This is a genomic window from Bacillus sp. M6-12 (assembly GCF_002860285.1).
Classification (GTDB): Bacteria; Bacillota; Bacilli; order Bacillales; family DSM-1321; genus Peribacillus.
Genome location: NZ_PGVF01000014.1, coordinates 261,636 through 276,041, shown reverse-complemented (window position 1 = coordinate 276,041; position 14,406 = coordinate 261,636). Strand labels below are relative to the sequence as shown.

At 41.8% G+C, this 14,406-nt stretch carries 15 protein-coding genes; all 15 read right to left on the bottom strand.

Translation table 11 applies throughout. The features are described 5' to 3' along the window. Positions 1-8 precede the first annotated feature (8 nt). The 15 genes from CVD28_RS16505 to trmFO all read right to left on the bottom strand — a co-directional run bounded on the left by CVD28_RS16505 (position 9) and on the right by trmFO (position 14,151). Positions 9-1,397, bottom strand: a complete 1,389-nt coding sequence (locus CVD28_RS16505; protein WP_101593817.1) for a flagellar hook-length control protein FliK — start codon at positions 1,395-1,397, stop codon at positions 9-11. Positions 1,398-1,432: 35 nt separating this feature from the next. Further along, entirely contained in the window at positions 1,433-2,050 is a 618-nt protein-coding gene (locus CVD28_RS16500) for a MotE family protein (RefSeq protein WP_101593815.1), read from the bottom strand. Between the two features lie 6 nt (positions 2,051-2,056). Beyond that, the gene (gene fliJ / locus CVD28_RS16495) at positions 2,057-2,503 is read right to left on the bottom strand and encodes a flagellar export protein FliJ (RefSeq protein ID WP_101593812.1); all 447 of its coding nucleotides are present in this window, start codon (positions 2,501-2,503) and stop codon (positions 2,057-2,059) included. 5 nt (positions 2,504-2,508) lie between these two features. Beyond that, positions 2,509-3,792, bottom strand: coding sequence for a flagellar protein export ATPase FliI (fliI, locus tag CVD28_RS16490; RefSeq protein ID WP_257985901.1), 1,284 nt, complete (start codon positions 3,790-3,792; stop codon positions 2,509-2,511). A gap of 32 nt (positions 3,793-3,824) precedes the next feature. Further along, positions 3,825-4,601 carry a flagellar assembly protein FliH gene (gene fliH, locus CVD28_RS16485; RefSeq protein WP_101593808.1) on the bottom strand — a complete coding sequence of 259 codons (777 nt, stop codon included), beginning with the start codon at positions 4,599-4,601 and terminating at the stop codon, positions 3,825-3,827. Beyond that, the gene (gene fliG, locus CVD28_RS16480) at positions 4,585-5,610 is read right to left on the bottom strand and encodes a flagellar motor switch protein FliG (protein ID WP_180954192.1); all 1,026 of its coding nucleotides are present in this window, start codon (positions 5,608-5,610) and stop codon (positions 4,585-4,587) included. The genes fliH and fliG overlap by 17 nt, the downstream gene beginning before the upstream one ends. Positions 5,611-5,616: 6 nt before the next feature. After that, entirely contained in the window at positions 5,617-7,215 is a 1,599-nt protein-coding gene (fliF, locus tag CVD28_RS16475; protein WP_101593802.1) for a flagellar basal-body MS-ring/collar protein FliF, read from the bottom strand. A gap of 110 nt (positions 7,216-7,325) precedes the next feature. Further along, positions 7,326-7,637, bottom strand: a complete 312-nt coding sequence (fliE, locus tag CVD28_RS16470; protein ID WP_101593800.1) for a flagellar hook-basal body complex protein FliE — start codon at positions 7,635-7,637, stop codon at positions 7,326-7,328. A gap of 16 nt (positions 7,638-7,653) precedes the next feature. Next, a complete protein-coding gene (gene flgC, locus CVD28_RS16465) occupies positions 7,654-8,112 on the bottom strand; it encodes a flagellar basal body rod protein FlgC (protein ID WP_101593797.1) in 459 nt (152 codons plus the stop codon). Between the two features lies 1 nt (position 8,113). Next, positions 8,114-8,503: a flagellar basal body rod protein FlgB gene (flgB, locus tag CVD28_RS16460; RefSeq protein WP_101593795.1), complete on the bottom strand. Its 390-nt coding sequence runs from the start codon at positions 8,501-8,503 to the stop codon at positions 8,114-8,116. A gap of 420 nt (positions 8,504-8,923) precedes the next feature. Continuing rightward, entirely contained in the window at positions 8,924-9,703 is a 780-nt protein-coding gene (codY, locus tag CVD28_RS16455; RefSeq protein WP_101593793.1) for a GTP-sensing pleiotropic transcriptional regulator CodY, read from the bottom strand. Between the two features lie 163 nt (positions 9,704-9,866). Continuing rightward, positions 9,867-11,273 (bottom strand): HslU--HslV peptidase ATPase subunit, encoded by a 1,407-nt coding sequence (gene hslU / locus CVD28_RS16450; protein WP_101593791.1) that lies wholly within the window; start codon positions 11,271-11,273, stop codon positions 9,867-9,869. A 17-nt stretch (positions 11,274-11,290) separates the two neighbouring features. After that, positions 11,291-11,833, bottom strand: a complete 543-nt coding sequence (gene hslV, locus CVD28_RS16445; RefSeq protein WP_101593789.1) for an ATP-dependent protease subunit HslV — start codon at positions 11,831-11,833, stop codon at positions 11,291-11,293. A 57-nt stretch (positions 11,834-11,890) separates the two neighbouring features. Continuing rightward, a complete protein-coding gene (gene xerC, locus CVD28_RS16440) occupies positions 11,891-12,781 on the bottom strand; it encodes a tyrosine recombinase XerC (RefSeq protein WP_101593786.1) in 891 nt (296 codons plus the stop codon). 62 nt (positions 12,782-12,843) lie between these two features. Then, positions 12,844-14,151, bottom strand: a complete 1,308-nt coding sequence (gene trmFO / locus CVD28_RS16435; protein ID WP_101593784.1) for an FADH(2)-oxidizing methylenetetrahydrofolate--tRNA-(uracil(54)-C(5))-methyltransferase TrmFO — start codon at positions 14,149-14,151, stop codon at positions 12,844-12,846. Positions 14,152-14,406: the final 255 nt, after the last annotated feature.

The following is a 14,406-nucleotide window of genomic DNA, read 5'->3' as shown; positions in this document are numbered from 1 at the left end:
TAGCTCACCTACACTTTTGTATTTAGCAATGCTTCCTCAAAGCTTTCAGAAAAACCATTTATATTCTCTACGTCTTCCTCCTGTTGCTGAAGCTCCTGAGAGCTTCGCTGCTGCTGAGGATTTCCCTGTTCACGCTGCAAGAATCTTTCCTGCGAAAAATGGTTCATTTGCTGGGAAATTTCTATTTTTTCAACCTGCAGGTTCTGGCCGGAAAAGGCATGCTTTAAACCTTGCAGCTGCGAATCTAGCATTTCCTTGGCCCTGGCTGTGGTTGCCAATATTTTGGCAGTCAGCTGATTATCCTTTTGTACAAGCTCAATCCTGATCGAACCAAGATGCTCAGGATTCAGGCGTATGAAAAGCTTTTGGATTCCTCCGCTGCTGCTGAACTTAGCTTTGCCGAGTAAATTTTGAAACTCTCTAATAAACTGTTCCTGGTTCACGGGCTGTCCATTCTTTTCAAGTTTTAAAACAAGCTGTTCAACCTTTGTTGTTTGCAGAGGAAGGAATGAAGAGGTTCCCTCACTACCTTTTATTTGACCCAGTGTTTTATCAGCATTCTCTTCAGTAGTCTTGTTGACAGAGGAATTCATTTCTCCCAAATTCCTTTGGAATGCTTGCTGAACTGTTTCTGCATCTGCTGTTAAGCCCCAATTCGCGGATTCCTGATTTTGAATCCCAGGAAATATTTTGGCGAACGATCCTTCAGCACTATTTTTTGTACCGTTATCCTTTATCAGCGCCGAGATTTTGGCCTGCGCAGATTCCAGCAATTCCTTTAGCTTTGACGACAAGGAGGCATCATCCTTGGATAAATCCTTATACGATGTCAAAAGTTCTTGGATCTTAGCCATTTTCAGGATTCCTGCTGCATCTGCAAGTTCGATATTATTCCTTTTCCCTTCCAGCTTGGCAGTTATCTTTTCCAAAAACGTCTGAACAGCAGCTATCATCGCCTCCAGCGTAAGCTCTGCCTGTGTTTCATCAACTTCTTCCCCCTCCTGCTGCATCCCTATGCCTGCCGTCAAAGAATTGAGAGCAGATAACAAGGAAGATCCTTCCTTAATGCCAAAAAGTGCTTGAATGAAAGGGTGAGCAGTGATATTGGAACCAAGTACCATTACATCCTGAGCAAGGGAAAACCCACCTTCCAGCTGGGATAAATCAGTTATTTGAAGAAATTCCAGAAGATCCTTTATAACAGCTTGTTCCTCACTTGTAAGCTTCTGCTCACTTATAGAGGAAGGTGCAGTGGAATTTGCTTCTTTTTTACCGCTGAGAGCCGATTTCAAAACTGAACCAAATACACCATTCTCTCCGTTACAGTGTTCAGGAGAAGATGACTTTCCAGATATTGAACCTGCTGATACTGAAGCAGTTATCATGGTAGCGTTCATATTTTTTCACCTCCTTTCAAATCTCTCTGTCTTTCCTATTCAGCTTCTTTTACGTTCTGTTCGGATTGTACAGTCAGCTTTTGCGTTAACCGGGCAGCATCCGCTGGCTCCATCTGCTCAAGAATAGATGCAAGAGTATCGGCACTCACTGTTGAAAGAATTTTCAAGGCCTCTTCATCCTTTAGTTCCGAAATTATTGGGGCTGATTTTTTCGGTGACATTGTTTCATATGTTTTAATAATGTCCTTGAAAGCCCGCTTATTTTCGTCTCTGGCAGCCGTTAACTCAGCAATTGCTTCTTCTAGCCGCTGCTTTTCCAGTTCTGCTCGTTCTAATTCTTTATCATTGCTTTCAATCATACCTTCTAACTTCTCTATTTGTGCCTGACGATCTTCCATTTCAGCCTTGAGGTCAATGATTTTTTTTTCAGATTCCTGGGTTGAATTTACTGGATCTTCGTCCTCTTTAAAAAGGGATGAGACAAAGGGAATTTTCTGGCCATACTCTTTTCCGGCTTCAAAGACATTGACGCCAGCCACTGTCAGGACAATTAGCGTTATTGTTATGGTGAAAAAAAGCGGGATAACTACAATAAACAAAAACCATTGCAGCTTATTATACGACTTTTCCTCAGTTTCCAATGTTTTATCCATCATCTATCACCTGTTTTCCCGGCCAAGAAACTGCTGTATTGATATTTCGTCCATATTTCTGTTATCATCTTCCCGTCTAGTGTCCAGGAATCTTTGAAAATCTTTTTCTTTAATTTTTTCAAACTTCTTAACTTCCATATTGTGTTCGAGCAATTTACCATGCAGAAACTCCATCTTTGACCGAGCTTCAATGACTGCCTTTTGATAATGGTCTATGATTCTGTCCAGATTTTCCATGAACTGCTGATGGTGTCTTATTTCCTGAACGGGAAGTCCAGCTGCCAGCTTATCCTTTTGGAACGCTTCTAAGTCTTCCTTCTTTTTTAAAAGCTTATACAGCTTTTCGGCCACTTCCTCAAAGCTTTTCCTGGATTCATTATACCTTGTGAATGCATCGTTTTTTTCTTTTTCCTTAATTGTCAGGATCTTTTCAAATTTATATTGATACCTCATTTAGATCACTCACCCTTTTCCATAAGTTGTACCAGTTTATCAATACTGTCGTCCTTAGAAGCTTTTTCATCGGTACCTTGCTTTAAAAAAGAAATGATCTGAGGATGCTTTTTAATAGCATTATCGATGTCTCTCGATGTACCCCGTTTATACGCACCAATATTAATAAGGTCCTCTGATTCAATATAGGTAGAAAGAGTAGCACGCAGATTTTCTGCTGACTCCTTATGACGGACATCAACAATATTGTTCATAACCCTGCTGATGCTTTTAAGAATATTAATCGCGGGAAATTGGCCTTTATTTGCGAGCTGCCGGTCCAGAATGAAATGACCATCCAGAATCCCTCGGACTGTATCAGCAATTGGCTCATTCATGTCATCCCCATCAACAAGAACGGTGTAAAAGGCGGTAATTGTTCCAAGCAGGTTGGTGCCTGTCCGTTCCAGCAAACGCGGAAGTGTGGCAAAAACGGAAGGTGTGTAGCCTTTTGTGGTCGGAGGCTCACCCACTGCCAGCCCAATCTCCCGCTGGGCCATAGCTACACGAGTGACAGAATCCATCATCAGCATTACATTAAGCCCTTTATCTCTAAAATACTCAGCGATAGCTGTTGCCGTAAAAGCACCTTTTATTCTCATTAACGCTGGCTGATCAGATGTCGCTACAATCACAATAGATCGTGCTAACCCTTCCGGTCCCAGGTCCTTTTCAATGAACTCTCTCACTTCCCTGCCGCGTTCTCCAATTAGCCCGATGACATTTAAGTCAGCTGTTGTATTCCTGGCCACCATCCCCAGCAGGGTGCTTTTTCCGACACCGCTTCCGGCGAAAATACCAACACGCTGCCCCTTGCCTACTGTAAGGAGGCTGTCAATCATCCTGACTCCTACGTCAATTGGTTCGTCAATCGGAGGCCTTTCCATTGGATTGGGCGGATCCTGTTCTGTGGGAACTGAGGCCAACCCCTTAGGAAGTGGACTGCCGTCAAGCGGGTAACCAAGGGAATCTATTACCTTGCCGATTAAGCCTGCGCCCACTTTAATATCCAGAGGTCTTGGGGATGCTTCAACCAGGCACCCTGGGGAAATATCACTTACTGCCGTATAAGGCATCAAAATGACATATTCATCACGGAAGCCTACAACTTCGGCCTGAATTCGCTTTTTATTTCCCTTAACCCCTGTATGAATAGAACAAACATTTCCTATGGAAGTTTCAGGTCCCTTTGATTCAATCATCAGCCCGACAACCCTCTTTACCCTGCCATAGCGTTTAAACGAATCCATTTCGCTGATATAGGGTAATAAATCAGAAGCTTTCACTGGTCTTCTCCCTCCAAGAGCTCAAGCAGCTTTTGTTTGATCTCATGCAGCTGGCTGTCAACGCTGGCGTTAATTCGGCCGCTTGACGATTCAATATAACAGCTATGTTTCTCCATTTGTTCATCAGGGTAAATATATAAATCAGTTTGCCTCGGAAATATTCCTTCTAGTTCATCTTTTTGGGAAAGAATAAATCCATAATGTATTGGGTTAACATGAAGCTGGACTTCTTCATATTCACGTGCTTCTCTGATTGCCCGCTTTACTATGGAATAGAATGTATCTTCGGAATCCTCCAGCCTATGGCCCAAAATTCTTTCGGCTACCATTAAACCCAGTTCAAGGATTGTCCTTTCAGATGATTCAACCTTTATTCGATAGTCATTTTTTGATGATTGAATGATATCTTTTGCAAAAGCAATCGATTCTGCCATTTCTTCATATCCTTGCTGCCGGCCAGCGTCATACCCAGCTTGAAACCCTTCATCTCGCGCTGCATTTAAAACCAGTGGACGTTCTTCCTGTTCCCATCTCTTCTGGCTATTCTTTGCTTCTTCAAGAATATCCCATGCTTTTTGGTTTGCCTGTTCAATAATCTGTTCAGCTTCCATTCTTGCTTGCTCAGTAAAGACAGAGCTATTGATTGTTTCTGGCTCAGCTTCTTCTACTGTTTCATCCTGTTGGAAGTTGAAAGTTCGGATTTTTATTGTCCTATCCTCTGATACTTGCTGACTAGCAAGGCTCGATTTTATGATTCTAGACAATGATGTCATCCCCTCCACCGCGTGCTACAACGATTTCACCTGACTCCTCTAAGCGACGGATAACTGCAACAATACGAGATTGGGCTTCTTCAACATCCCGGAGCCTAACTGGCCCCATGTATTCCATTTCTTCCATAAATGTATCGACCATACGTTTGGACATGTTTTTAAAGACAATTTCCTTAACTTCCTCGCTGGCAACTTTTAATGCAAGCTTTAAATCCTCATTATCAGAATCTCTAATAACACGCTGGATAGCCCTTCCATCAAGCGTAACAATATCCTCAAACACAAACATTCTTTTCTTAATTTCCTCAGCCAATTCGGGATCCTGAATTTCCAGTGCATCAAGAATCGTTCTTTCAGTTGAACGGTCGACCCCATTCAGGACATCAACAACCGCTTCAATACCGCCTGTTTGTGTATAATCCTGCGTTACAGTTGAAGACAGCTTTCTTTCCAAAATTTGTTCTACTTCATTTATAATTTCAGGCGATGTGCTGTCCATGATTGCTATTCTGCGCGCTATGTCAGCCTGTACTTCCTGAGGAAGCTCAGAAAGAATCTGCCCTGCCTGAGCAGGATCAAGATACGATAATATTAAAGCTATTGTCTGAGGGTGCTCATTTTGGATAAAATTTAAAATCTGTGCCGGATCAGCTTTTCTGGCAAAGTCAAAGGGCCTTACCTGAAGTGAGGATGTCAGCCGGTTAATGATGGCTGCTGCCTGATCAGATCCAAGCGCTTTTTCCAGAACCTGCTTTGCATATCCAATTCCGCCCTGTGTAATATAGTCCTGTGCAAGAGCAATATTGTGAAATTCTTCCAGAACTTCATCTTTTTCACTGGAATCAACCTTCCTTACACCAGAAATTTCCAGGGTCAGTCTTTCAATTTCTTCTTCTGAAAGATGCTTATACACAGAAGCAGAAACATCCGGACCTAAAGAAATGAGTAGGATGGCTGCTTTCTGTTTCCCCGTTAGTCCGCCTTTTTTCTCTCTCTTTGACACCTTCATTTCCCCCTAGTCTTCTGCAATCCAGCTTCTTAACAGTTTAGCAAACTCTTCTGGCTTTTCTTTGGCCAGTTTTTCAAGCTGCTTCCTCTTTAATAAACCCTCTGTTTCTTGCTCCTTGCTTAAGTCTTCTATTTCCAATTCCGTCTGCTCTTCGAGAACAAACTCCTCATCCTCTTCTTCTTCCTTCGTTCTCCGTGCACGGATGAAGAGGATAACCAGCACTACAATTGAGAGAAGCAGGACACCACCGACAATGTATGCCCATAATGGCAAGAAAGGCTGTTGTTCATCTTTAAATTCGACCTTTCCGTTAAATGGCTGTACAGAAACCGCAATCTTGCTTTCAACTTCCTCATCAGTTAATTCTTCTTCTGCAGTATCTTTATCTATGGAGGTCCGGACAATCGTGCTTAATACTCTTGTAATGTCATCTACTCTCTCCTGAGGGAGCGTGGCAGGATCATTTGGTGTTGGCGGCTCTACCATAACCTGGATCCCCAGATCACGGATTTTATATGGGCTCTCAACTACTTCTTTCTTGATTCTGTTCACTTCATTATTGATCGTTTCTTCTAACTTTTCATAGTCGCCGTTCCCATTCATGCCTTCCTGGTAAGTTCCAACCGGGTCATCTGCTCCGCCCGCAGCAGTTGGTCCACCTGCAGCAGCCCCACTTCCTGTAAACGTTTCAGTAATCCGTTGGGCGGAAATTGCGATTCCTTCCATATTTTCTTCATCAACTGGCGTAACCAGGTTTTCTTCTCTGTTTTCTTGGGTAAAATCCATATCGGCGGTAACTGAAACAACTACCTTGTCCCGGCCCATTAGGGTACCAAGCATGTTCTGAACCTGCCGCTGAATGTCTCGCTCGATTTCTTTTTTGATTTCATGCTGAGCAGCAAAGGCAGCTCCAGGCTGTAAATTATTTTCATTTTTCAGATCAAAGTACTCAAAAAACTGATTCATAATGACGATATTATCTGTAGGAAGGTTAGGAACACTTTTTGAAACCAAGTGATATAAAGCTTTTATCTGACCTTCCTCAAACTGGTACCCGGGCTTAGTGTTTAATACGATGGAAGCTGAAGCATCCTCTGAAGCCTGATTCACAAATACCCCTTTTTCAGGAAGTGTGATCATTACATTGGCATCTTCTACTCCCTCGATACCCTTTATCAAATCAGCTAGCTCTGTCTGCATTGCATCGAGTTTTAGCACATTAAATTCGTTATCTGTCATGCCGATTCCGGCATTTTGTCCAAAGAAAGAATAATCAATGCTGCCGGATTTTGGGAGACCTTCTGCTGCCAATTCGACCTTTAGACTGTCGACACTCTCTTCTGGAACAAGTATCGATGTTCCGCCTTCAGCTATTTCCGATTGAATATTCCGGCCGTCCAGGCTTTCTTTGATAGTACCTGTCTCGGACGGTGACAAATTGCTGTATAAAGGTACCATGGTTGTCCTTGAAGCTAGAAATGAAGCAAAGGCAATGAGCATAAGTACAAGAACTGCGGCGCCGATCATCATCATCTTTTGGCTTTTGCTTCTTCCTGCCCAAAAATCAGTTATTTTATTTTTCAAAGCAATTATTTTTTCATTCATCATAATCCCCCGGATAATCTAAGTAATACGTGCCGGATGGAGACAGGCTTTTCCTGTCTCCATCCGGTTTTTGTTTTTATAAGAAAAGTTGAGGTTAAAATGATGAATCTTTATACATTCATTCTCATTATTTCTTGATATGCCTCCACAACCTTGTTGCGGACTTCCAATGTCGTTTGCAGTGTGATGCTCGCTTTTTGCGAGGCAATCATTACCTGATGGAGGTCAACATTTTCCCCTCTTGCCATTTTTTCTGTCATTTTATCAGAGGCCGCCTGTGCCTGATTAACTTTTTCAATAGAGTCCTTTAGAATGGACGCAAATTTCTGCTGAGCTTCGTATGGTGTATATGGTTGAGTTTGTGTACGGTCTCTGTCAGTCCTAAAAAGATTCTGGGACGAAACCGATTGAATAGCTGCCATAAAAACCTTCCCCTATCTATTTCCCAATTTCCAATGCCTTCATCATCATGCCTTTTGAAGCATTAAACACGGTAACATTTGCCTCATAGGATCTGGTGGCACTCATTAAGTCGACCATCTCTCGAAGAGGATCGACGTTTGGCATCTGAACATAGCCATTTTCATCTGCATCCGGGTGTTCCGGGTCAAAGACCAGCTTGTTCGGTGTTTGATCTTCTATTATTCTTGATACCTTTACCCCGCTGCCGGCTAATGCGCCGCCTGTCCTGTTCATTGCCTTGTTGAGAAAGCTCGAAAACTGCCCTTCGTTTGGCTGCAGAATGGAAATTTTCCGTTTATATGGCTGCCATTCTCCATCTACATATTTTGCACGAGTGGAATCTACGTTGGCCATATTGGAGGATATAACATCCATTCGAAGTCTCTGGGAAGTCAGTGCAGAAGACGTAGTATTCATGCTTTGGAACATGCTCATTTTATCTTCCTCCCCTCACAACATTCTGAAGCGTCTGAAATTTACCGCTTACCCGATCCACGAGTGCGTTATAGTAGATTTGGTTGGTTGCAAGATCACTCATTTCCTTATCGACATCGACGCTGTTTCCATTATGGTTGTATTGGCTGTTTTTTGTATAAACTCTTGGATGGGAGCTTGACGCATTAAATCCAAAATGCCTTTCATCTGTCTTGTACGCCTGAATATTAGCTTTTATTGCATCATCCAGTACACTATTAAAATTCACGCCTTTTGCTTTGTAATTCGGCGTATCTGCATTAGCGATATTGTCAGAAATTATTTTTTGCTTCAAACTAGAGTAATTTAATGATTTCTCCAGAAGATTGAAGGAGCCGGAAAAAAGTTTCATTTGCTTCAGCTTCCCCTCTTTTACATTTTTTCCTTCATTTGTAGAATATGCCCTAATCCGACATAATCTTAGTAACTATTGTAAAGAATAACAAACTCTCTGTCTATGAAGGTTGTGTAATTTTTTGTAATGAAATTAAAATATTTTTGTCGTATAATAAAGAAATTTATAAAAATTTGATGACAGATCAGGACTTTAGTCCTGTAAAAATGAATTTTTTCTGATAATGGAAATTATGTCCTTTAAATCATAAATAATATCCATGAAAAGAAACGCAGTCAAAAGACCTATTTTCTTGACTATATTATGAATAATAGTTAAGAAAAGGAATTTTATCGTTAACATTTTGTTAAAATTTGGCTATTTATGTCAAACACAAAAAAAAGACATTCCCGGTTTATTGGGAATGTCTTTATCTTTTTAGTTGCTTTTTAGTTTTTCCAGCTCATGAAGGAACTTATCATTCAACACTTTAATGTATGTTCCTTTCATTCCCAGAGAACGGGACTCAATTACACCGGCGCTCTCAAGCTTTCTAAGAGCATTAACGATAACGGAACGGGTGATACCGACGCGGTCAGCGATTTTTGAAGCTACCAGCAATCCCTCATTGCCTTTTAATTCTTCAAAAATATGCTCAATCGCTTCAAGCTCACTGTACGAAAGTGAACTGATCGCCATTTGGACGACTGCCTTGCTTCTTGCTTCCTCTTCAATTTCCTCCGCTTTTTCGCGCAGGATTTCCATTCCTACAACAGTTGCACCATACTCAGCAAGAATTAAATCGTCATCATGGAACTTTTCTTCGAGACGAGCAAGGATTAATGTACCAAGGCGCTCACCTCCGCCAATGATAGGTACTACCGTAGTCAAGCCGCTTGCAAACAGTTCCTTATTTTCGACAGGGAACGCAGTGTATTCACTGTTCACATCAAGATTGGACGATGTTTCCTGAACATTGAATAAGCCCTTTGTATACTCTTCAGGGAATTGGCGGTCCTCCAGCATTCTGATCATCCGCTCGTTTTCGATCTGCTGGTTAATAGCATAGCCTAAGAGCTTTCCGCGGCGGCTTACAACGAATACATTCGATTCGATTACTTCGCTTAAGCTTTCAGCCATTTCTTTAAAATTAACCGGTTTTCCTGCTGCATTTTGCAGCATCGAGTTAATTCTTCTTGTTTTTCCTAATAAATTCATTTCAAAAACTTCCTCCTATAACAACCATTATTCAATTTTTTATTGCCTTGTTTACATTCTCTTGTAGAGTATCCTTATTGATAGATGAGGAATCATTCCTTGCTCTATATGAAAATTCTACCCACACCTTCAGCATTCAAACTATTTTACCGGAATCGGACTATTATAGGATAAACTGGCTCAAATCTTTATTTCTTGAAATTGTACCAAGCTTCTCTTCTACATATTGTGGAGTAATAATTATTTTTTCCAACGTAATATCCGATGCTTCAAAGGACAAGTCCTCCAGCAGGCGTTCCATAATGGTATGCAGCCTTCTGGCTCCTATATTATCCGTGTTTTGGTTTACTTCAAATGCTACCTCAGCAATCTTACGAATAGCATCGTCAGAAAATTCAATTTGTATACCTTCAGTTTCCAATAATGCTACATATTGTTTTAATAATGCATTATCAGGTTCGTGAAGAATACGTTCGAAGTCCTCTACTGTCAGCTTCTTCAATTCTACACGGATCGGGAACCTTCCCTGTAGCTCCGGTATCAAATCTGATGGCTTTGACATATGAAATGCCCCAGCCGCCATGAAAAGCACGTGGTCTGTTTTCACCGAACCGTATTTCGTGACAACAGTGGAGCCCTCTACAACCGGCAGGATATCCCGCTGAACACCTTCCCGGGATACGTCAGCGGATGAACCGCCAGACCCGCGGCTAGCAATTTTATCAATTTCATCAATAAAAATAATCCCGTTTTGTTCAGCACGAAGGACAGCTTCCTGTGTGACCTCATCCATATCAATCAATTTGCTTGCTTCCTCATTCGTCAGCACTTTCCTGGCTTCGCTCACTTTCAGCTTGCGCTTCTTCTTCTTCTTCGGCATAAAGTTTCCAAGAACGTCCTGCATGTTCATTCCCATCTGCTCCATACCAGACCCTTGAAGCATATCAAACATGGAAGGCTGCTGCTCTTCAACTTCCACAGTAATCATCTCATTTTCTAGTTCACCGCGGCTCAGCTTATCCTCTACGATTTTGCGCCTTTCATTGATTCCGATATCCTCATGGCTGGCAGAATCCTGTTCTGGCTGTACTCCGCCGCCGAATAAGGCTTCGAGAGGGTTTTTGAAATTCGCCTGTTTTTTCGCAGATGGAACCAGTAATTCGACCAGACGGCGATTGGCGTTATCTTCGGCACGTCCCTTAACACTTTGTTTCTTTTCTTCCTTCACCAGCCTGACTGAGGTTTCAACCAAGTCCCGGACCATTGATTCAACGTCACGTCCAACATAGCCTACCTCAGTAAACTTGGTTGCTTCCACTTTTACAAATGGAGCAGAGACTAGTTTAGCCAACCGCCTGGCGATTTCTGTCTTACCAACTCCAGTTGGCCCAATCATTAAGATATTTTTAGGAACAACTTCATCCCTCAATTTGTCATCCAGCAATGACCTGCGGTAACGGTTTCTTAATGCGATGGCCACTGATCTTTTTGCATCTCGCTGACCCACTATATATTGATCCAGTTTTTCAACGATCTGCTTGGGTGTTAAATTAGTTTGACTGCCCTTCATTATGTCACTCCTTTTCATTACAGTTCTTCTACAATAATATTGGAATTTGTATAAACACAAATATCGGCAGCAATCTGAAGGGATGCTTCTGCAATTTCCCTAGCAGTTAAATGGTCACCCGAGAAGCGTTTTAACGCCCTTCCGGCTGAAAGAGCGTAATTCCCTCCAGAACCTATTGCCAGTATTCCATCATCTGGCTCGATCACTTCGCCGGTCCCCGATACAAGCAGGATCCCTTTTTCATCCATTACAATTAGCATGGCCTCTAACTGCCTGAGCATTTTGTCGCTCCGCCATTGCTTAGCCAGTTCAACAGCTGCCCTTTTTAAGTTTCCGTTGTATTCCTCAAGCTTTGCTTCAAACATTTCAAATAATGTAAAAGCGTCCGCTACGGAGCCTGCAAAGCCTGCCAATACCTTTCCATTAAAGATCTTTCTAACCTTTCTTGCTGTGTGTTTCATTACAACTGCATTGCCCAATGTTACCTGGCCATCCCCCGACATTGCACATTCTCCTTTATGCTGGACAGCAAAAATCGTGGTTGCGTGAAAATTACCCATTCTTATTCTCCTTTCTAGAAAAGCTTCACTGTTATAAAACATTCTTTATTTAAAAGTTTACGCCCTTGGATGTGAAGCCATATATACCTTTCGTAATTGTTCCTTAGTGACATGAGTATATACTTGTGTTGATGAAATGGCTGAATGTCCCAAAAGCTCCTGTACAGTCCTTAAATCGGCTCCATTATTGAGTAAATGGGTTGCGAAAGAATGTCTGAGCATATGAGGATGCAGCTTACTCCCCTCAGCGGCTTTGTTCATTAAGCTGCTGAGGATATACCGAACACCGCGGGGCGTCAGCGGCTCTCCCCTAAAATTCACCATTAATGTACCATGGGATTTTTCTGAGGCCATGAGAAATCCCCTGCCATCCTTTAAGTAGGCAGAAATTGCTTCCTTGGCATATTCTCCAATCGGAACATACCGATCCTTTTTTCCTTTTCCATGAAGCAGGACGGTGCCAAGCGTCAGATCAAGATCATTTAGCTGGATGGAACAGCATTCACTCACCCTGGCACCAGTTGCATATAGAAGTTCTATGAGGGCAAAGTTTCTTTTCCCGATCGGATTTGAGGCATCAATCGATGAAAATATCCTGCTCAATTCCTCCTCATAAAGGAACCTTGGCAGGGTTTGGTCCTTTTTAGGCAGTGATACAAGAGAAAAAGGGTTATCCGGCACAATTTCTTCTCGCATGAGAAATTTAAAAAAGCTCCGCAGGCAGGATGTTTTTCGAGCAATTGTCCGCTTTGATAAATTCCGGCCATGCAATATAGTCAAAAATAGACGGGCATCTTGGAATTCTATGGATTGCAGGCCTGAAATGCCTTGCTCATTCATGAATAAAAAAAATTCATCTATATCTCGCTGATAGCGCTCAATGGTATAGTGTGAGTAATTTTTCTCAATTTGTAAATATTCAACAAACAATTGTAACGAATTTTTCACAATTACTCACCTCGCAAAGCTACTAAATCGTAACATACTTTTATTGACTGTCGCAAATAATTTTACAAATTTTTCAAAAATTTCTGAATTGTGTCTAGAGCGCGTTTAGCATGCATTTCATTTCGTTCTTTTTTTCCTTTGATTTTTTCTTCCAATTCCGGTAATAATCCAAAGTTTGCATTCATTGGCTGAAAGTTTTTAGGGTTGGCGGTGGTGATATACCTTGCCATACTTCCCATCGCTGTCTCCGCTGGAAAAACAATTGTTTCTTTCCCTTCCACAAGCCGGGCGGCATTGATTCCGGCAATCAGTCCAGACGCTGCAGATTCCACATATCCTTCAACTCCCGTCATCTGACCCGCAAAAAAGAGCTGGTTTCTGCTGCGGAATTGATATGTCGGTTCCAATACCTTTGGTGAATTTATGAAAGTATTTCTGTGCATAACTCCATATCGGACGATTTCTACATTTTCAAGGCCTGGAATTAATTGCAAAACCTCTTTTTGCGGGCCCCATTTTAAATGTGTTTGAAAACCGACTAGATTATAAAGAGTACCGGCAGCATCGTCCTGCCGGAGCTGGACAACAGCAAAGGGCCGCTTTCCTGTTTTAGGATCTTCAAGGCCAACCGGTTTTAGAGGTCCAAACAGCATTGTCTTTTTGCCTCGCGCTGCCATTACTTCTATTGGCATGCATCCTTCGAAAAATATTTCTTTTTCAAACTCTTTTAATGGCACAGTTTCAGCTGCTATTAGGGCCTCATAAAACCTGTTAAACTCTTCTTCAGTCATTGGACAGTTGAGATAGGCTGCCTCTCCTTTATCATAGCGGGATTTTAAGTATACCTTATCCATATCGATGCTATCTTTTTCAATGATTGGAGCGGCAGCATCATAGAAATATAAATACTCTTCATCCATAACCTCCTGAAGCTTTTCAGAAAGAGCTTTACTAGTTAAGGGACCGGTCGCAATAATAGTAATACCTTCAGGAATTGCCGTTATTTCTTCATTATATACTGTAACATTAGGATGATTTTTTACCCTTTCAGTAACACTGCCGGCAAATTCATGTCTGTCAACAGCAAGTGCCCCCCCTGCAGGAACCGCACATTGATCGGCGGCTGAAATAATTACGGAATCAAGCATCCTCATTTCTTCTTTTAAAACTCCTACTGCGTTCGTTAATGTATTAGCACGCAGTGAATTACTGCAAACCAGCTCAGCAAACTTGTCAGTATGATGCGCTGGAGTTTTCTTTACCGGGCGCATTTCATAGAGATTTACTTTAATATTTCGTTTCGCAAGCTGCCATGCTGCTTCGCTGCCGGCAAGTCCAGCTCCTATTACATTTACTGCTGCTGTTTCCATTGTACGACCTCCATGTGGGCTATATGTTCATATGATAAAAGTAGTGGTTAATTTTTTTCCTTAACTTATAGTTTTCCTATGCATTTTACATTACCAAACAAAAAGAATAAAGCTTTGTGTACTATATACGAAGGAAGCTGCCAATGCTGCGCAGTCTTAGAACCGCCAATATCTTCCAAACTCACACTTTATTTTCTCGCCGCCACGCTGTCATATATAAGATTATCCTTGACCGCTAAATTAATCATTCGGTTC

Bases quoted from the DNA above. Each gene is read 5' to 3' on its own strand.
- fliF (WP_101593802.1), bottom strand. From the start codon at position 7,215: ATGAATGAAAAAATAATTGCTTTGAAAAATAAAATAACTGATTTTTGG.
- trmFO (WP_101593784.1), bottom strand. From the start codon at position 14,151: ATGGAAACAGCAGCAGTAAATGTAATAGGAGCTGGACTTGCCGGCAGC.
- flgB (WP_101593795.1), bottom strand. From the start codon at position 8,503: ATGAAACTTTTTTCCGGCTCCTTCAATCTTCTGGAGAAATCATTAAAT.
- flgC (WP_101593797.1), bottom strand. From the start codon at position 8,112: ATGAGCATGTTCCAAAGCATGAATACTACGTCTTCTGCACTGACTTCC.
- fliI (WP_257985901.1), bottom strand. From the start codon at position 3,792: ATGGATTCGTTTAAACGCTATGGCAGGGTAAAGAGGGTTGTCGGGCTG.
- CVD28_RS16500 (WP_101593815.1), bottom strand. From the start codon at position 2,050: ATGGATAAAACATTGGAAACTGAGGAAAAGTCGTATAATAAGCTGCAA.
- fliH (WP_101593808.1), bottom strand. From the start codon at position 4,601: ATGACATCATTGTCTAGAATCATAAAATCGAGCCTTGCTAGTCAGCAA.
- fliJ (WP_101593812.1), bottom strand. From the start codon at position 2,503: ATGAGGTATCAATATAAATTTGAAAAGATCCTGACAATTAAGGAAAAA.
- codY (WP_101593793.1), bottom strand. From the start codon at position 9,703: ATGAATTTATTAGGAAAAACAAGAAGAATTAACTCGATGCTGCAAAAT.
- hslU (WP_101593791.1), bottom strand. From the start codon at position 11,273: ATGAAGGGCAGTCAAACTAATTTAACACCCAAGCAGATCGTTGAAAAA.
- fliG (WP_180954192.1), bottom strand. From the start codon at position 5,610: ATGAAGGTGTCAAAGAGAGAGAAAAAAGGCGGACTAACGGGGAAACAG.
- CVD28_RS16505 (WP_101593817.1), bottom strand. From the start codon at position 1,397: ATGAACGCTACCATGATAACTGCTTCAGTATCAGCAGGTTCAATATCT.
- fliE (WP_101593800.1), bottom strand. From the start codon at position 7,637: ATGGCAGCTATTCAATCGGTTTCGTCCCAGAATCTTTTTAGGACTGAC.
- hslV (WP_101593789.1), bottom strand. From the start codon at position 11,833: ATGGGTAATTTTCACGCAACCACGATTTTTGCTGTCCAGCATAAAGGA.